The sequence below is a fragment of the Streptomyces sp. NPDC053069 genome (assembly GCF_044546895.1).
Classification (GTDB): domain Bacteria; phylum Actinomycetota; class Actinomycetes; order Streptomycetales; family Streptomycetaceae; genus Streptomyces.
The window spans coordinates 168,400-185,127 of the sequence record NZ_JBITZN010000001.1 but is presented as its reverse complement, the minus strand read 5'-3'; the positions used below and the strand labels follow the sequence as shown (position 1 = coordinate 185,127).

At 70.9% G+C, this 16,728-nt stretch carries 15 protein-coding genes; 6 read left to right on the top strand and 9 right to left on the bottom strand.

The window, feature by feature from the left end; genetic code table 11:
- Positions 1–85 precede the first annotated feature (85 nt).
- Together ACIGXP_RS00835 and ACIGXP_RS00830 are read left to right on the top strand one after the other, a co-directional pair.
- Complete coding sequence (locus ACIGXP_RS00835; protein WP_399762677.1) at positions 86–967, top strand: hypothetical protein; 882 nt, start codon at positions 86–88, stop codon at positions 965–967.
- Positions 968–1,072: 105 nt separating this feature from the next.
- Positions 1,073–1,444 carry a hypothetical protein gene (locus tag ACIGXP_RS00830; protein WP_363220772.1) on the top strand — a complete coding sequence of 124 codons (372 nt, stop codon included), beginning with the start codon at positions 1,073–1,075 and terminating at the stop codon, positions 1,442–1,444.
- Positions 1,445–1,456: 12 nt separating this feature from the next.
- Here the strand turns inward: ACIGXP_RS00830 and ACIGXP_RS00825 are convergent, their stop codons facing one another.
- Positions 1,457–1,870 carry a tautomerase family protein gene (locus ACIGXP_RS00825; RefSeq protein WP_399762675.1) on the bottom strand — a complete coding sequence of 138 codons (414 nt, stop codon included), beginning with the start codon at positions 1,868–1,870 and terminating at the stop codon, positions 1,457–1,459.
- 166 nt (positions 1,871–2,036) lie between these two features.
- Here ACIGXP_RS00825 and ACIGXP_RS00820 point away from each other — a divergent pair, with 166 nt between their 5' ends.
- Positions 2,037–4,052, top strand: a complete 2,016-nt coding sequence (locus tag ACIGXP_RS00820; protein ID WP_399762673.1) for an FAD-dependent oxidoreductase — start codon at positions 2,037–2,039, stop codon at positions 4,050–4,052.
- 31 nt (positions 4,053–4,083) lie between these two features.
- Positions 4,084–4,626 carry a PadR family transcriptional regulator gene (locus ACIGXP_RS00815; RefSeq protein WP_399762671.1) on the top strand — a complete coding sequence of 181 codons (543 nt, stop codon included), beginning with the start codon at positions 4,084–4,086 and terminating at the stop codon, positions 4,624–4,626.
- Between the two features lie 7 nt (positions 4,627–4,633).
- Here ACIGXP_RS00815 and ACIGXP_RS00810 read toward each other — a convergent pair whose 3' ends face one another.
- Positions 4,634–5,173, bottom strand: coding sequence for a hypothetical protein (locus ACIGXP_RS00810; RefSeq protein ID WP_363217951.1), 540 nt, complete (start codon positions 5,171–5,173; stop codon positions 4,634–4,636).
- A 181-nt stretch (positions 5,174–5,354) separates the two neighbouring features.
- Positions 5,355–6,326: a fibronectin type III domain-containing protein gene (locus ACIGXP_RS00805; RefSeq protein ID WP_399762670.1), complete on the bottom strand. Its 972-nt coding sequence runs from the start codon at positions 6,324–6,326 to the stop codon at positions 5,355–5,357.
- Positions 6,327–6,742: 416 nt separating this feature from the next.
- On the opposite strand from ACIGXP_RS00805, the gene ACIGXP_RS00800 reads away from it, so the two are divergent.
- Positions 6,743–7,444 carry a glycoside hydrolase family 75 protein gene (locus ACIGXP_RS00800; RefSeq protein WP_399762669.1) on the top strand — a complete coding sequence of 234 codons (702 nt, stop codon included), beginning with the start codon at positions 6,743–6,745 and terminating at the stop codon, positions 7,442–7,444.
- 22 nt (positions 7,445–7,466) lie between these two features.
- Here ACIGXP_RS00800 and ACIGXP_RS00795 read toward each other — a convergent pair whose 3' ends face one another.
- From ACIGXP_RS00795 to ACIGXP_RS00780, 4 genes are all read right to left on the bottom strand, one after another.
- Positions 7,467–7,877, bottom strand: coding sequence for a PTS-dependent dihydroxyacetone kinase phosphotransferase subunit DhaM (locus ACIGXP_RS00795; RefSeq protein WP_399762667.1), 411 nt, complete (start codon positions 7,875–7,877; stop codon positions 7,467–7,469).
- Between the two features lie 2 nt (positions 7,878–7,879).
- Complete coding sequence (dhaL, locus tag ACIGXP_RS00790) at positions 7,880–8,479, bottom strand: dihydroxyacetone kinase subunit DhaL (protein ID WP_363217955.1); 600 nt, start codon at positions 8,477–8,479, stop codon at positions 7,880–7,882.
- A 67-nt stretch (positions 8,480–8,546) separates the two neighbouring features.
- Positions 8,547–9,539, bottom strand: coding sequence for a dihydroxyacetone kinase subunit DhaK (gene dhaK / locus ACIGXP_RS00785; RefSeq protein WP_363217956.1), 993 nt, complete (start codon positions 9,537–9,539; stop codon positions 8,547–8,549).
- Between the two features lie 338 nt (positions 9,540–9,877).
- Entirely contained in the window at positions 9,878–14,050 is a 4,173-nt protein-coding gene (locus ACIGXP_RS00780) for a beta-galactosidase (RefSeq protein WP_399762665.1), read from the bottom strand.
- Positions 14,051–14,305: 255 nt separating this feature from the next.
- Between ACIGXP_RS00780 and ACIGXP_RS00775 the strand changes: the two genes are divergently transcribed.
- Complete coding sequence (locus ACIGXP_RS00775; RefSeq protein WP_399763502.1) at positions 14,306–15,133, top strand: oxidoreductase; 828 nt, start codon at positions 14,306–14,308, stop codon at positions 15,131–15,133.
- Positions 15,134–15,191: 58 nt separating this feature from the next.
- Here ACIGXP_RS00775 and ACIGXP_RS00770 read toward each other — a convergent pair whose 3' ends face one another.
- Entirely contained in the window at positions 15,192–15,452 is a 261-nt protein-coding gene (locus ACIGXP_RS00770) for an SHOCT domain-containing protein (RefSeq protein ID WP_399762663.1), read from the bottom strand.
- Positions 15,453–15,540: 88 nt separating this feature from the next.
- The gene (locus tag ACIGXP_RS00765) at positions 15,541–16,722 is read right to left on the bottom strand and encodes a HoxN/HupN/NixA family nickel/cobalt transporter (RefSeq protein WP_399762661.1); all 1,182 of its coding nucleotides are present in this window, start codon (positions 16,720–16,722) and stop codon (positions 15,541–15,543) included.
- Between the last annotated feature and the right edge of the window lie 6 nt (positions 16,723–16,728).

The following is a 16,728-nucleotide window of genomic DNA, read 5'->3' as shown; positions in this document are numbered from 1 at the left end:
CCTGTACATGACCATCGCGCCACGCCAGACTGTCCGCCGTCCGAGTGTCTCCCGCCCTGTGTTCCCTCCGTCCGAGGAGTCGGCCATGCCCGTGCCCGCCCGGCAACGCTGTCACGCAGTTCTCGCCGGACTCGTCACCCTCGCCACCGCCGCCGTCGTGTCGCTCGCCGCACCCGGGCCCGCCGCCGCGGCCGGCACCTGGACCGAAACCGGCTCCGACCGCGCCCGCCCGCTGGACGAGAGCCAGGGGCTGACCTCCGTCGAGATCCCGGCGAACAGCCCCAACCGCTACACGGGCATCGGCACGATCCCGATCGGCGTCTCCAGCCGGGGCTGGAACCACGTCGGCGACCCCGACGCCACGTACAACGGCTACTACATCGAGCCCTATCAGCAGGACTCCGGCAACTCGAAGATGTACCGCGTGCAGGCGCCCGACGGCACCTGGTCGGAGTACGTCCACACGCTGAGCCCCGGCGAGGCCCTGAACAACTCCTGGGACGCGGTCTCGCCCGACGGCCAGTGGATGCTCTCGGGCGAGTGGGGCACGATGAACCGCCTGCTGGTCTTCCCGACCCCCGGCGTCAACGCGGCCACCTCGCCCTCCGCGAACCTCCCGCAGGCCTCGGCGGTCCACCTGGACCACTCCGTCCGTGACGTCCAGGGCTGCGACTTCTCCGGCCCCACCACCCTGCTGTGCTCCTCCGACGACCCGGACGGCAGTCTCTTCGGGCTCACCAAGCCGCTGCTGGAGATCGACCTGTCGGCCCCGCCCAGCGGTTCCGCGGACGTCACCGGCCATGTCACCGCCCTGCGTCAGCTGCCGCTGCGCAGCTCCTGCTCGGGCGCCTTCGAGGCGGAGGGCATCGACTACGACCGCCGCACCGGCATCCTGCGCGTGATCGTCATGTCGCCCGGCTTCTGCGTCCTGACCGACAGCAAGACGTACAAGTTCTCCCGCGGCTGAGCCCGCCTGGGGTGTGCGGACCGGCCGGTGGTGCTTTCCTGAGGGTGGACGCGGTTCGGCGGGGTACCCCGTTCCACCGCAGCGCGGCCACGAAAGGAGCGATCAATGGCACCCACGGAGCGGTCGCATCCGGAAACCGTCACGGTGGAGATCAGCGGTGACAAGGAGGACGCCCGCCTCGTCTTCGACGCGCTGAGCTCCTGCTTCGCGTCCGACCGGGGCGCGGACGAGATCCCTCAGCAGTTGCACGAGGTCCGGCCGATGGTGTGGCTCGGCACGTACGACGTCGCGGACGCCCGTGGCCCGGGCTGCCCGCCGGTCCACCTCGGCGCGGCCGTCCAGGCGGACGTCCAGGGCGGCTACTGGGCCGTGGACCGGTTCCGGCACACCCTGGACTCGATGTTCACCGTGGAGGAGACCTGCACGGCCTCCGGCGACCAGGAGCGGGATCTGCATCTGCGGCTGCAGAGCCGCTGACCCTGCTTCTCGCTACCGAGACGCCCCGTCCGGCCCCGCGCCGGCCGGGGCGTACTGCGCCTCGCCGTCGCCGAAGGACCAGTCGACGGACGTGTTCTCGGTGACGGTGACGACGACGTTGCGCGGCTCGGTACCGGTGCGCTCGTGCACCAGCTCGGCGATCCTGCGGTACAGCGCGCGCTTCAGCTCCGGCGTCCGCCCCGAGCGCATGGTGATCGCCACGAACACCACCGAGCCGTCCTTGCGCAGGCCCAGGTGGTCGTCGTACCGCAGCGTGCTGCTGACGCCGTCGTGGCCGGTCAGCGCCTGGAAGCGGTCCTCGGGCGGGACGCCGAGCGTCTCCACCAGGGCGTCGTGGACGGCCCGGCCGAGCGCGTCGAGCCGGGCCGGGTCGGTGCCGAGTGCGTCTATCCGGACGAGGGGCATGGCGGAGTGTCCTTTCGAAGCGGGCGCGCGTTTCTTCCTCGGGTCGTGTACATACTAGTAGGTACAGAGTGGGCGGCGTCACGCAAGCTCGGTTGTGCAACTAGTTGCATAACCGCTCCGGTGTCCTCTACAACAAGAGGCGACGACACCGCGCACGGAGGGCCCCATGAGCCGTTACCCGCACCTGATGACCCCGCTCGACCTGGGCTTCACCACACTGCCCAACCGCGTGCTCATGGGCTCCATGCACGTGGGCCTGGAGGAGGCCGAGCGCGGTTTCGAGCGGATGGCGGCGTTCTACGCGGCCCGCGCACGCGGCGGCGTCGGCCTCATCGTCACCGGCGGCATCGCACCCAACGAGGAGGGCCGGCCGTACGACGGCGGCGCCAAACTCACCACCGAGGCGGAGGCCGAGCAGCACAAGGTCGTCACCGGGGCCGTGCACCGCGAGGGCGGCCGGATCGCGCTGCAGATCCTGCACTTCGGCCGGTACGCCTATCACCAGGAGCTCGTCGCGCCGAGCCCGCTGCAGGCGCCGATCAGCCCGTTCGTGCCGCGCGAGATGACCGATGCCGACGTCGAGCGCACCATCGACGACTACGCCCGCGCCGCCCGCCTCGCCCGGCAGGCCGGCTACGACGGCGTGGAGATCATGGGCTCCGAGGGCTACCTCATCAACGAGTTCATCGCCGCGCAGACCAACCAGCGCACCGACCGCTGGGGCGGCTCCTACGAGAACCGGATGCGCTTCCCGGTCGAGATCGTGAAGCGGGTGCGCGAGGCCGTCGGCGAGGACTTCATCGTCATCTACCGCCTCTCCATGCTGGACCTGGTGCCCGGCGGCTCCTCCCTGGACGAGGTGATCACCCTCGGCAAGGCGGTCGAGGCCGCCGGGGCGACGATCATCAACACGGGCATCGGCTGGCACGAGGCCCGCATCCCGACCATCGCCACCTCCGTGCCGCGCGGCGCCTACACCTGGGTCACCAAGAAGCTCATGGGCGAGGTGTCCGTGCCCCTGGTGACCACCAACCGCATCAACACCCCCGAGGTCGCCGAGGAGCTGCTGGCCGACGGCTACGCGGACATGGTGTCCATGGCCCGTCCGATGCTCGCCGACCCCGACTTCGTCGCCAAGGCCGCCGCCGGGACACCGGAGGCCATCAACACCTGCATCGGCTGCAACCAGGCCTGTCTCGACCACACCTTCAGCGGCAGGATCACCTCCTGCCTGGTCAACCCGCGCGCCTGCCACGAGACCGAGCTGGTGCTGGCCCCGACCCGGCTGAAGAAGCGCGTCGCCGTCGTCGGCGCGGGACCGGCCGGGCTCGCCTGTGCGGTGAGCGCCGCCGAACGCGGCCACGACGTCACGCTCTTCGACGCCGCGAGCGAGATCGGCGGCCAGCTCAACGTCGCCCGCAAGGTCCCCGGCAAGCAGGAGTTCGACGAGACGCTGCGCTACTTCCGCCACCAGCTGGACGCCCACGGGGTCGACGTACGCCTCGACACCTGGGTCACCGCCGAGACCGTGGCCGGCTACGACGAGGTCGTCGTCGCCACCGGCGTCACCCCGCGCACCCCCGACATCCCCGGCGTCGACCACCCCCGCGTCGTCGGCTACCTCGACGTGCTCCAGGGCGGCGCGCCCGTCGGCGACCGCGTCGCGATCCTCGGGGCGGGCGGCATCGGCTTCGACGTCGCCGAGTACCTCACCGACGGCGGCGACAAGGCGAGCGAGGACCCGGAGACCTACTTCCGGAACTGGGGCGTCGACATGGAGTACCAGGCGCCGGGCGGCCTCGCGGCCCCCCGGCGGGCGGCGCCGCCGCGCCAGGTCCACCTGCTCCAGCGCAAGACCACCAAGGTCGGCGCCGGCCTCGGCAAGACCACCGGCTGGATCCACCGCACCGAGCTGAAGCACCGCGGCGTGACCATGGTGCCGGGCGTGCGCTACGACCGGATCGACGACGCCGGCCTGCACATCACCGTCGGGGACGAGAGCACGGTCCTGGACGTCGACACGGTGGTGCTCTGCACCGGCCAGGAGCCGCGTCGCGACCTGTACGAGGAGCTGGCCGCCGCCGGGTGCAGCGTCCATCTGATCGGCGGCGCGGACCTCGCGGCCGAGCTGGACGCCAAGCGGGCCATCAAGCAGGGCACGGAGCTGGCGGCGGCCCTGTAGGGCGCCCCACGCACGTCCCTAGGATGATCCCATGTCACTCCCGCACGCGATCCTGACCGCCCTGCTGGAAAAGCCGTCGTCGGGACTGGAACTGACCCGCCGGTTCGACAAGTCGATCGGCTACTTCTGGTCCGCGACGCACCAGCAGATCTATCGCGAGCTGGGAAAGCTGGAGGCCGAGGGATTCATCCGTACCCTGCCGGCCGAGCAGCCGGCCCGCGGGCAGAAGAAGAGCTACGAGGTCCTGCCCGCGGGCCGCGCCGAACTGGCCCGCTGGACCGCCGCCGCCCAGGACCCCAAGCCCCAGCGGGACGTGCTCCTGCTGCGGCTGCGGGCCGCGGCGGTGGTCGGCACGGCCGGTCTGGAGGCGGACCTGCGCCGCCATCTGGAGCTCCACCGGCGGCAGTTGGCCGAATACCGGGCGATCGAGGAGCGCGACTTCCCGCCGGACCGCGACGCCCCCGAGGACCGGCTGCGCCACCTCGTGCTGCGGGCCGGCATCGACCTGGAGACCTTCTGGACCCAGTGGCTCACCCACGCCCTGGCCGAGTTCGCCGAACTGCCCGGCGACTGAGTACCGCTCAGAGCCGGTACGGCCGCGAACGCCGGCGCAGATACCAGCCCGCGGCGATCACTCCGGAGCCGACCAGAGCCGCGCCGACGCCCAGCGTCAGCGGGCCGTAGTCCCGGGTGGCGCCGCCCGCGCCGCCCATCACACCCCGCGAGGGCGCCGGCGTGCGCGTCGACGAGATGGTCGGCGCCGAGGGCGCCGAGACGATCACCGACTGGGTGCCCGCCGTGGTGCCGCTGGAGCAGACCACGACCACGGTGTACGTCCCCGGGCTCACCCCCGACCAGGCCGCGGACTGGCTGATGGTCGTGCCCGACAGCGCCACCTGCCGGCCCTGGGCGAAGTTCGCCTGCCGGCTGTCGAGCAGGGCCGCGGTGCCCCAGCTGCCGTTGATCTGGGTACAGGCGCTGGTGACCACCGAGACGGTGGACCCGGTGGTGCTGACGGAGATGCCCGAGACCGCGGCGGACGGGCCGGCGAGAGCGGTCGGGAGCGCCGCGGCGGCCGCCAGGAACAGACCGGAGCGGACGAGGAGTCGCGAGGTGTGCATGGGCTGGCCTCCGGCGGCACGGTTGGCGGTACGTCCCATGCGCCGCCTGGGGTCGGGAAACGTCCGTGCTGCCTGGGCAGCAGCCAACGCGGCCTCGGGTCCGCCCGCACCCGGGAGACACCCGGCCAGGTGACGGTTTCCTCCGTCCGGCGCAAGGCGACACGCCGCGAAGAGGCGTCCGTCAGCCGCCCGTGGTCACCCTCCGCTGCGCCGACCAGCCGCCCCAGGTGCCGTCGGGCAGCCGCGCCCGCAGCCGCACCCGGTGCTCCTCGCCCGCACTGCGGCCGACGTAGAAGCTGTAGCTCGCCCTTCCGCGCGGCGGCGTGCCGCCCCACACCAGCGAGGTGGCCGAGGCGCCGTCGAGCCGGATCTGGTACTCGGTGATCACCCCGTCCATGCGCGGCGGGTCCCAGGTCAGGTCGAGGTAGTACGCGCCACCGGCCCGGTGGGTCGTCATGGTGAAGCCGGTGGGCGCGGTGTTTCGGCCGTCGTCGGTGCCCGGGGTGGTGAGGTGGACCGGCGCGCCGGCGGGGGAGAGGTTGTCGGCGGCGTCGCGGGCCCGCACCGTGAACACATAGCGGGTGCCGGGGCGCAGTCCGGTCACCACGGCCGCGGTCTGGTTCCCGCCGACGCTGTGGATCTTCGTCCCACCCTGGTACACGTCGTACGACACCACGCCCCGGTCGTCCCGGGAGGCGCCCCAGGACAGCTGGACCGCGCGGCTGGAGACGATGCGCCCGGCGGGTCCCGACGGCCGGGTCGGTGCCGAGCGGTCCGCCGCCGCCCTGGCCGGTGTGCGGGCCCGTGCCGCACGGCTCGGCGGGCCCAGCCGGCCCGCGGTGTCCCGGGCCCGCACGGTGAAGGCATACACGGTGGACGGCCTGAGCCTGGTGACGTCCACCATGTGCTGCGAACCCGGCACTTCGGCCACCTTTGTGGCGCCGCGACATACCTCGTAGGAACGGATGCCGGGCCCGCCTGCCACCGCGTTCCACATGACGTGCACGCTCGTGGCGCTGCCCGCCTGCGCGGTGACCCCGGTCGGAGGACCCGGCGCCCGGCCCTCGTCGTCGGCGGTCCGGGTCCAGCCACAGGCCGCCACCAGCAGCAGGACCCCGCAGACCGGGACGAGCGGCCAGGGAACGCGTCGCACGTCTCTGCCTCCCCGGGGCGGCGCCGGCATCACGTAAAGGTCCGGACCAATATGGCGCGATGGGTGCGGGGTGGCAAGAGGGCCGCAGTGGTGGCCGCCGTGGGCGTTTCGTATGCTGAGCCTCTCTACGGCTGAACCGACCGCGAGGGCAGGGAAGTTCACGCCTGCGGCGCGGGCACGCTGTCGTCGCCGAATCCGCGCCGGCGCGGGTGGCCGGGGGATCAGGACCGGCTCCGGTCGCGATCCCCGGCCCCTGTTGTCGCTGTGCATTAGCCCTTTTGGTGGAGTTGTCCCTCACGGGGTGTCATAAGCGTGCTCCATCCGGCCGATTCGGAGTGGCCTGGACAGCCGGGGCCGTGTACGCGCACCACAGTGTGCTGGATGTCCGCCCGTCCCTGTCGAGAGGGTCCCTGATCGTGCGTGTCCCGTCCTTGACGCTGGCCGTCGCCGGCGCCACCCTGCTCGCCCCGGCCGCGCTGCCCGTTCCGGCGGTCGCCCTGCCACCCGGGGAACGGTCCATGGCCCGCGGCGGGGGCGCCGTCGCAGCCACCGACCTGCTGGCCCGGCTCGGGGAGTGCCACCAGATCTCCCGGGGCCGGTACCGCACCGACACCGACAGCCCCGCGAGCGTCCCCGTCTGCGGCACCCGGGACGCCGTCTACTGGAAGGCCGACCTGGACATCGACTGCGATGGACAGTCCACCGCCCGCTGCAACAGCCGGACCGACCCGCAGTTCGCCGACGCGACCGCCTACGAGCAGTCCGACGGCCGCCATCTGAACGCCGAGACCCTGCCCTACATCGTCGTGCCGGCCCCCAGCCGTATCTGGAACCCCCGCAAGGACGGCGTACGGGGCGGCGCCATCGCCGCCGTCGTCTACCGGGACCGGGTGCAGTACGCCGTGGTCGGCGACACCGGTCCGCGCGACCTCATCGGCGAGGCCTCCTACGCCACCGCCCGGCGCCTCGGCATCCGGGCCGACCCGCGCGGTGGCGGGGCGCCCTCCGGTGTCACCTACATCATCTTCAAGAACTCGCGCGTGGACCGCATGGAGGACGACACGGCGGCGGCGGCCGCGGGAGCGCGGCTGGCCAGACTGTTCGTCGCGGACAGGTGACCAGCGCGCGCCCCTGGCACGGTCAGACCTTGCGGTAGCCGTACGCCTCCTTCGCCGCGGCCTCGACCGCGTCCAGGTCGGCACCGGCGGCGGCGGTGACCACGGCGGCCACCGCGCCCTCGACGAAGGGTGCGTCCACCAGCCGTGAGCCGTCCGGCAGTTCGTCGCCCTCGGCGATCAGCGCCTTCACCGTGAGCACGGCACTGCCGAGATCGGTGAGCAGCGCGACCCCGGCGCCCCGGTCGACCGAGGCCGCCGCCGCGGAGATCAGCTCGGCGCTGGTGCCGAGCCCGCCGCTCTCGGTGCCGCCCGCCGTGGCCACGGGCACCGCCGTGGCCCCGCCCGCCAGCCCCTTCGCCAGCTCGGCGACCGAGGCGGCCACCTCCGCGCTGTGCGAGACCAGCACGATCCCGACCAGCCTCTCGTCACTCACCGTCAGCCCTCCGCCGCTTCTTCCAGCGCGGCGATCAGCAGCGCCGACGAGGTCGCGCCCGGATCCTGGTGGCCGATGCTGCGCTCGCCGAGATAACTCGCCCGGCCCTTGCGGGCCTGCAGCGGCGTGGTGGCCACCGCGCCCTCCTCGGCGGCGGCCCGAGCGGCGGCGAAGCCGGCTCCGAGTGCGTCCACGGCCGGCGCCAGGGCGTCGATCATGGTCTTGTCGCCGGGGGCCGCCCCGCCGAGCGCCATCACCCCGTCCACACCCGCGCGCAGCGCCTCGGCCAGCTGGTCCGTGCTGACCTCGGCGGCATCGCCGAGCGCCTTGCCGGTGCGGCGCAGCAGAGTGCCGTACAGCGGTCCGGACGCACCGCCGACCGTCGAGATGAGCTGCCGCCCGGCGAGGGTCAGTACGCCACCGGGGGTGTCCGGCGCCTCCTTCTCCAGGGCGGTCCGCACGGCCGTGAAGCCGCGCTGCAGATTGCTGCCGTGATCGGCGTCCCCGATGGCCGAGTCGAGGGCGGTGAGCCGCCCCGCCTCACGGTCGACGGATGCGGCGGTCGCCGCCATCCAACGGCGGAAGAAGTCGGCGTCGAGCACTGGATCTCCTTGCGTGGTAGGGATGATGACCGGCGTGCCACGGGTGAGGGTCGCCTCGTCCGCCGTATCACATCCCCCAGCGCAGCGCCGGGGTCTTCACCGGCGCGTCCCACAACCGCAGCAGTTCCTCGTCGGCCTGACAGAGCGTCACCGAGGCACCCGCCATGTCCAGGGACGTGACGTAGTTGCCGACGAGCGTGCGGGCGACGGCGACGCCGCGCTCGCGCAGCACCCGCTGCACCTCGGCGTTGAAACCGAACAGTTCCAGCAGCGGGGTGGCGCCCATGCCGTTGACCAGCACCAGCACGGGGTTGCGCGGGGGCATGTCCTCCAGGATCGCGTTCACCGCGAAGTCGGCGATCTCCCCGGAGGTCATCATCGGCCGCCGCTCCCGGCCCGGCTCACCGTGGATGCCGATGCCCAACTCCAGTTCACCATCGGGTAGTTCGAAGGTGGGGCTGCCCTTCGCCGGGGTGGTGCAGGCGCTGAGGGCCACGCCGAAACTGCGAGCGTTCTCGTTCACCTGGCGGCCGATGGCCTCGACGCGTTCCAGCGGCTGACCCTCGGCCGCGGCGGCGCCCGCGATCTTCTCCACGAACAGGGTCGCACCGGTGCCGCGCCGGCCGGCGGTGTACAGGCTGTCGGTGACGGCCACGTCGTCGTTGACGAGCACCTTGGCGACCTGGATGCCCTCGTCCTCGGCGAGTTCGGCCGCCATGTCGAAGTTCAGCACGTCACCGGTGTAGTTCTTCACGATGAACAGCACCCCGGCGCCACTGTCCACGGCGGCCGCGGCGCGCGCCATCTGGTCCGGCACCGGCGAGGTGAACACCTCTCCGGGACAGGCCGCGGAGAGCATGCCCGGTCCGACGAACCCGCCGTGCAGGGGCTCGTGCCCCGACCCGCCGCCGGACACCAGTGCGACCTGCCCGGCCACCGGGGCGTCCCGGCGGACGATCACCCGGTTCTCCACGTCCACGGTCAGGTCCGGATACGCGGCCGCCATCCCGCGCAGCGCGTCCGCCACGACGGTCTCCGGCACGTTGATCAGCATCCTCATCTGTATCTCCTCGTTCGCGTAGCGCCGGCGCTCCGGGATCTGCGTCTTAGCAGGTCACCGGCACGGAAGGGCGGTTCTTGATCTTGGCGGTCCGTTGCGGTCGGAGGCGGTTCGCGGCAGGGCTTCTGCCGACTCAGTGCTGACGTCGGTGACGGGACGTCAGGTGCTGACGGCCGCCCGGTGGAGGCGGCCGTCCGTCCCGTCTACTGGAAGTATCGACCTTGCATCAGCGAAGGTCACCTGCGACCGCGCGACTGTACGGTCTGTAGCGTCCGGTGACACTGTGCTCCCCGGATCCGCTGTCCCAGGCGTCCGTCAGGTGCATGGGTAGCCGCACGTCAGCCGCACGTCAGCGTCGGCGTCGCCCAGTCGCCGTGGTCGTTGCCGTTGCCGTCACCGGCATCGCCGACCTTGAGGTCGACCACCTGGACGCCGCTGACGTCGACGTCGATCGGCACCGCGGCCTGCTTACCGCGGATCGTCGGCGTGGTCACCAAGGTCCTGCCGTCGGCGATCACGGAGAAGGTCACCGTTCCCGCACCGTCTGTCTCGTCGTCCACACCGACGTCCGCCGCCAACCGAGAGCACTTTCCGGCGAGGTACAGCTCGACGTCGCTGACCGAGTTGGTGCCCAGGCCCGTGGCGTGACCGACACCGGCGATACGGATCGGACGGCCGTCCCCGGCCGCCTGCTCGCCGACGCTGGTGTCGCGCTCCACCGGCCCCCACCCGTTGGTGGACGACAGGAACGGCAGGTCGCTCACCGCGCTCCTCCCGGCCGGCGGGGCCGGCGGGATCCCGCCGACGATGCGCTCGTCACCGCCGGCAGCCTGCCGTCCGTTCTGCAGGTAGTGCACGGTGGTGGTGAGTGCCGAGGCGGAGGGCAGCATCCCGGCCGGCGGCTGGACCTTCCAGGTGAAGGTGGCCGATGCGCCGGGTTGCAGGCGCTTGACCGACGTGGGGCTCGTGGCCGTCACGTTCCAGCCGTCGGGCGCGGAGAGCGAGGCCGTCAGCCGGGAGGCGGACGGTTGGTCCTTCGGCACCCGCACCGTCGCCTCGGCGGTGAAGGCCTGTGCCGACTGAGCGGTGTCGGGCACGTCCAGGGTGACATCCGTTCCCGGACGCTTCGGCATCGCGTACTTCCTGTGGTCGTAGCGGGGGCTGTCGTTCTGCGCGACGCGCAGGGACGAGGCGTAGCTGCCGTAGTCGGTGAGCGCGACCTTGCCCAGCCCGCCGGTGCTGCCGTCCAGGTTCCACACGGCGATGGCGATGCTGTTGTGGCCGTTCGGATTCAGGATGCCGTCGGGGACCGGGAAGGTGTGCTGCGGGCCGAGGTAGTTGACGTAGTTGCCGACCTGCCAGCCGTTCACGAAGATCGTGGCACGGTACTTGCGTGACGGGTCGTCGGTGAACGTCAGCCCGAGTGAGGTGTCCTGGCCGTGCGGCAGGTCCAGGTTGACGTCCGTGCGGTACCAGGAGACCCCGGGACGGGTGTCGGTCGTCGGCAGGGACACCCGGCTCCAGCCGCCGTCCGGGTAGCCCGGCAGGGACCAGCCGGCCCGCTCGCCGTACAGACCGCCCGTCGAGAGCGGACCGCGCACCGGGTCCTGGAGGTCCTCGCCGCCCCGTACGCCCTGCAGCCGCCAGGTGACGGCCGTCAGCGGTGCCCCGACGAGGGAGGCGCTGGTCAGGCCACGCGCGGTCTTGTTGCCGTTGGTCGAGTTGTAGTCCTCCTCGTGCCCCATGTTCACGGTGAGCACGGAGATGACGTTGTCACCCTTCGCCTTCACCGAACCGGCCGGGAAGGTGAAGTCGGCGCTGCCCGTGGTGGAACTGCCCAGGAAGGTGCCGCCCAGCCAGGCGGAGAACGCCTGCGCGTTCCCGCCGGAGTCCGAGACCAGGTGGATGCCGGTCTCCTTGCCGGTGGCCCGGAAGCGGCCGCGGTACCACGTGGTGCCGGTGTGGAACCCGTAGTCGTCCGCGTAGAGCACCGGCAGCGAGTCGATGCCGGAGATGCTGTTGGTGGACGTTCTGTCCGCCACCTGCCAGCTGGAGTCGTCGAAACCGGGGGCCGCTTCGGGCGACTCCTCGGCGTGCTTCCAGTCGGTCAGCGTCGGCAGGTGGACCGGGGCAGCCACCGGGATCGTCCCGGTGAGGCTTCCTGCGTCGGCGGTCCGGGTGTCCAATGCCCTGCCGTTCCAGGTGACGTGGTCGGCGGAGGTGAACACCTCGATGTTCTTGTCATCGGCGTTGTCGCCGGTCAGAGCCACAGTGTGGCCGCCGTCCGAGCTGGTCGCCGTGCGCAGCAGGTGGGTGCCGCGCACGAGCACCGGGCCGGTCGCCGTGTCCTGGCGCCAGAAGGTCCCGGCCGTCGCCCTGTCGCCGACGAGCAGCTGCAGCGGGCGCTTCCCGCCACCGCTGATGTCGACGCGGATCAAGCCCTTGTGCGTGTAGTTCAGGCGCAGGTCACCGGTGGCCGCGTCCCACGTGGTCGTGGCCGGCCCGCCGCTGGTGGTCACGGTCGGCTCGGAGGCGTAGCGCAGCACGGTCTCGCCGTCGCTGCCCGGGTCGCCGTAGAGCACGGCGACGTCCCGGTTGCCGATGTCCGCGTGGGTCATGATCTCCGACGTCGAGTACTGCAGCTGCGCGTCCCCGAGCCGGTAGTTCGCCACGATCACGTGCGAGTCGCGTCCGTCGAGGGTGATCGCGGTCCCCGGCTGCTGCGGCACGACCGGGTAGGTCGGCGTCGCGGTGGCGGCCGTCGGCACGTCGATGGCGTCGACGGACACGTAGTTGTCGGACGACCCCGAGCTGTGCTTCCCGGCTACGACGATCTTCAAGGTGTGCGCGCCGGCCGTCAGCCCGGTCTTCTGGAAGATCACCGCCTGGTTCTCGCCGCCCGAGTCGTCGACCGTCGCCACCTTGGTGCCGTCCAGATAGACGTCGGCGTAGCCGTGGTTGTCGGTCTTCGAGCCGATCCAGCGGATCGCGGTGCCGTCGAAGGGCACGGTGACCGAGTCACCGGGCTTGTTCGAGAACGACTCGGTGTGCCTGTAGTCGCCGCTCGTGTAGCTCTGGTCGGCCACGTGGGACCACGAACCGGCGTACTGCAGCGCGGAATCGGGGTCGTCCCAGGTGTAGGTGGTGTCCGCGGACGGCTGGGCGTTGAAGTCCAGCGAGATGTGGGTCCTGTCGACCGCCGTGGACGTGGAGTTGCCGTGCCGCAGGACGTGGAACTGCGTTTTCGTGTCGGGGTTCATCCGGGCGGTGTCGACCACCGCGGAGTCGTCCGGCGGTGTGGCCCTGATCGCCTCGGTCTTGGTCAGCGGGGCGACCGACTGCGTGAAGTACCCGATGAGCTTGTCCTCGTAGTACTTCGGATCCAGCTGGCGGTTCTCGCGGATCGCGGCCCCGTAGTCGTAGGACGTGTAGTTCTCCGGCATGCCCAGCCAGCCCCAGTTGGTGCCGCCGTAGGTCATGTAGAAGCTCTGCGCGGTGGCGCCGACGGCTATGTTCTGTTTGTAGAACACGTCGGCGAACCGGTCGTTGATCAGCTGGGCGCACTTGTCGTAGCCCGGCCCGCCCCAGGGGTCGAAGGCGCCGCCCTGGAACTCCGGTGTGTACAGCGGCCTGCCGTCCGGGTGGTCGTAGCCGATGTCGGGTACGCCGTTCCACTTGGACGGGTTCGAGCAGTTGAAGCCCTGCGGATAGGAGTCCGGTCCGTCGATGTCCAGGGCGCCGGTACCAGAGTTGAAGGTGCCGTTGTTGTTGCCGGTCAGCGGTACCGTGATGCCGTCGGCGCGGGCCTTGTCCTCCAGGTGCTTCATGTAGGAGCGGCCGGCGGCCGAGCCGTTGTAGTACTCGTTCTCGACCTGGTAGGCGATGACCGACCCGGTGCCGTTGGTCAGTTGGTGGCGGGCGATGACCTGGTCGATCCGGGTCAGCCATTCGTCCGCGTACCTCAGGAACTGCGGATCGTCACTGCGGTTGTGCCCGGCCTTGGTGGTCGACCAGCCGGGCAGGCCGCCGCTGTCGACCTCCGCGTTGATGTACGGCGCCGGGCGCGCGATCACGTAGAGCCCGGCTTCCTGCGCCATGTCGAGCAGTCTGTCGACGTCACGCACCCCGCTGAAGTCGTACACACCCGGCTTCGGCGAGTGGTATCCCCAGTCGAAGTACAACGACGTGGCGTTGAATCCGGCGGCCTTCATCTTCTGGAAGATGTCGCGCCACAGATCCGGACTCGGGAGCCGGAAGTAGTGGAACTCGCCGGACCACAGGTAGGTGCGCCTCCCGTCGACGAGGAACGAGTAGCCGTCGAAACTCACCGTGTGCGCCCCCGGACTGGCGGCGGACACGGCGGCGGGTGCCTGTGCGCCGCCGTCCTGCGCCGTGGCGGGCGCGGTCATGCCGGCGGCCAGGGCGATGGTCGCGGCCGTCGCGAGGACCGCCCTCCACCGTCCACGGCGACCGGGTCTCGCAGTTTCTGAACCGATCCGATTACTCCGCACTGCGGCCTCCATACCGCCTGAGCAATCAACATCCAACAGACTCAGGCAAAGTCGAACAGTAAGGGGGCGCAAGGTGCAACACAATGGGGCGGGAGGACACGGTCGAGACGGGGAGAGCGCGGTGTGCGTCGTGACGACAGGGCTGCCGTTGGACGGTCCATGAGCGACCTCCGTCACACAGCTATTGATCTAGAGCCGACTCCAGCTTCTAACGTCGAGCTGTTGGCCAACGGGCGATCGGAACAGGGGAGAAGAATGAGCGTTTGGTTTGTCACCGGTGCATCACGTGGGCTCGGCGCGGAGATCACCCGTGAGGCGCTGGACCGGGGGCATGGCGTGATCGCCACGGCGAGGGACGTGTCGGCGGTGCTTCAGGCGTACCCGCAAAAGCCGGACGGATTGCTGGCGGTGAGCGCGGACGTGACCGAACCGGGGCAGTTGACTGCTGCGGTGGAGGCCGGGCTGAAGGAGTTCGGCCGGATCGACATCGTGGTCAACAACGCCGGTTACGGCCTCGTGGGCGCGGTCGAGGAGGTCTCCGACGAGGCTGTACGGGACCTGTTCGACGTCAACGTGTTCGGTGTACTCAACACGTTGCGGGCGACCCTGCCGACCTTGCGTGCCCAGCGGTCCGGGCACATCGTGAACATCGGCTCCGTGGGCGGCTTCGCCACCGCGCCGGCCGTGGGCCTGTACGGCGCGTCCAAATTCGCCGTCGAGGGCATCTCCGAGGCACTGCACGGTGAGCTGGCACCGCTGGGCGTCCACGTCACCGTCGTGGAGCCGGGCGGCTTTCGCACCGACTTCCTCAACAGTTCGAGCATCCAGGTCGAACCGGCCTCGATCGTGGACTACGTCGCCGGCGCGGGACCGGTGCGCGAGGCACTGGCCAAGAACGACGGCCGTCAGCCCGGGGATCCGGTGAAGGCAGCCAAAGCCATCGTCGACGTCACCGAGGTCGCAAAGCCCCCGCTGCGCCTGCAGTTGGGCGCGGACGCGGTCGAGCGCGTCGAGGCGAAGCTGGATCTGGTGCGACGTGAACTCGATGAATGGCGGCACGTCGCGCTCTCCACCGCTGTCTGACTCCGAAAAGCTGGATGCGCCGTTCCCAAGGGCCGGGGCCGGAGGTCACGCAGCCGGTTCACCTGGGCCCCGGCCGGTGGGCGGCGAGGTGTTTGCGTGCCTCGTTGTAGGCGTCCGCGTCGATCTCGCCGGAGGCGAAGCGTCGGTCGAGGATCTCCTCCGGTGTCTCCCTGTGCGTCCACCCACGATCCGGGCCGTCACCGCGACCGGCCGGGTGTCGTGTCAGGCGGACCACGGCCCAGACCGCCAGCCCGATCAGTACGATCCACAGCAGCGGCATGAACGCCATCCAGACCCAGCCGCCGTCCCAGTACATCACCGCAGCTCACCTCCCCAGGAGGCATCCCCACACTTCATTCTCCGTCCGGGCCGGTCCCCGTGCCAGGGCCTGCCCCGGTCGGCGCCGGTCAGCCGTGGTCGGCGGAGGGCGAGGGGGCGGACTGCGGTGCGGAGGTGAGCGGGAGGCCCGAGCGCGTGGGATACCGCTCGTCGTAGCGGCGCAGCTTCCACAGCGCCACGGCGCCGATCCAGGTCACCAGGAAGGTGACCACGATGACGATGCCGATCGTGTTGAGGTCGACGGCCGCCAGCCACGACCAGGGCGCGCGGTCGGCCGCGCCGAGCCGCTCCGCCAGCAAGGAGACCAGCTCGACCGTGCCGACGACGAACGCCACGAAGACCGACAGGCCGGTCATGGTGAGGTTGTAGTAGATCTTGCGCACCGGGTTCGAGAACGACCACTCGTACGCCTTCGCCATGAAGACGCCGTCGGTGGTGTCCATCAGGCTCATGCCGGCGGCGAAGATCAGCGGCAGCGCGATGATGGCAAGGGGTGGCAGCGTGCCGTCCGCGGCCGAGGCCGCCGCGAGGCCGAGCGCGCCGACCTGGGTGGCGGTGTCGAAACCCAGGCCGAAGAGGAGGCCCACGAAGTAGAGCTGCCAGCTGTGCTCGATGAGCTTGTTGTAGCGGCCCTTGAAGACCCGGTTCATCAGGCCGCGGTCGGACAGCAGCTGCTCCAGTTCCTCGGGCCGGTGACGGCCCTGCTTCGCCTCCCGCCAGGTGCGGAAGATGCCGCGCAGCACGGCCAGGTTCATGGCGGCGATGGCGTAGAGGAACACACCGGAGACCAGCGTGCCGATCACCCCGCCGATCTCGGCGAAGCCGGCCTGGAAGCGGTTCGCCGCCTGCGCGGCGAAGGCGATGCCCAGGGACAGGCCGAACACGACCGACGAGTGGCCGAGCGAGAACGCCAGCCCCAGTCCGAGCGGACGCTTGCCCTTCTGCAGCAGGTAGCGAGTGGTGTCGTCGATCGCCGAGATGTGGTCGGCGTCGAACGCGTGGCGCATGCCGAGGGTGTACGCGAGTCCGGCCGCCCCGGCGTACAGGAGCGTGCCCTGGCTGTCGGCGAGGTCGTGGTACCGGGCGTTGTAGTAGACGAAGAGGCCGAAGCCCGCCATGTGCAGTGCGGCCACGAAGCCGTACATCGCCACCAGGCGGCGTATCTCGCCCCGGTCGAACCGTCGGTTCGGCCGGACGGATGTGGCGGTGGTGCTCATGGGCAGCTCTCTCGGGACGATGTCGATGGCCATGCCTTA

What these genes read in the sequence shown, in the direction of transcription:
- ACIGXP_RS00835 (WP_399762677.1), top strand. Translation starts at nt 86, where the DNA reads ATGCCCGTGCCCGCCCGGCAACGCTGTCACGCAGTTCTCGCCGGACTC.
- ACIGXP_RS00830 (WP_363220772.1), top strand. Translation starts at nt 1,073, where the DNA reads ATGGCACCCACGGAGCGGTCGCATCCGGAAACCGTCACGGTGGAGATC.
- ACIGXP_RS00825 (WP_399762675.1), bottom strand. Translation starts at nt 1,870, where the DNA reads ATGCCCCTCGTCCGGATAGACGCACTCGGCACCGACCCGGCCCGGCTC.
- ACIGXP_RS00820 (WP_399762673.1), top strand. Translation starts at nt 2,037, where the DNA reads ATGAGCCGTTACCCGCACCTGATGACCCCGCTCGACCTGGGCTTCACC.
- ACIGXP_RS00815 (WP_399762671.1), top strand. Translation starts at nt 4,084, where the DNA reads ATGTCACTCCCGCACGCGATCCTGACCGCCCTGCTGGAAAAGCCGTCG.
- ACIGXP_RS00810 (WP_363217951.1), bottom strand. Translation starts at nt 5,173, where the DNA reads ATGCACACCTCGCGACTCCTCGTCCGCTCCGGTCTGTTCCTGGCGGCC.
- dhaK (WP_363217956.1), bottom strand. Translation starts at nt 9,539, where the DNA reads ATGAGGATGCTGATCAACGTGCCGGAGACCGTCGTGGCGGACGCGCTG.
- ACIGXP_RS00775 (WP_399763502.1), top strand. Translation starts at nt 14,306, where the DNA reads ATGAGCGTTTGGTTTGTCACCGGTGCATCACGTGGGCTCGGCGCGGAG.
- ACIGXP_RS00765 (WP_399762661.1), bottom strand. Translation starts at nt 16,722, where the DNA reads ATGGCCATCGACATCGTCCCGAGAGAGCTGCCCATGAGCACCACCGCC.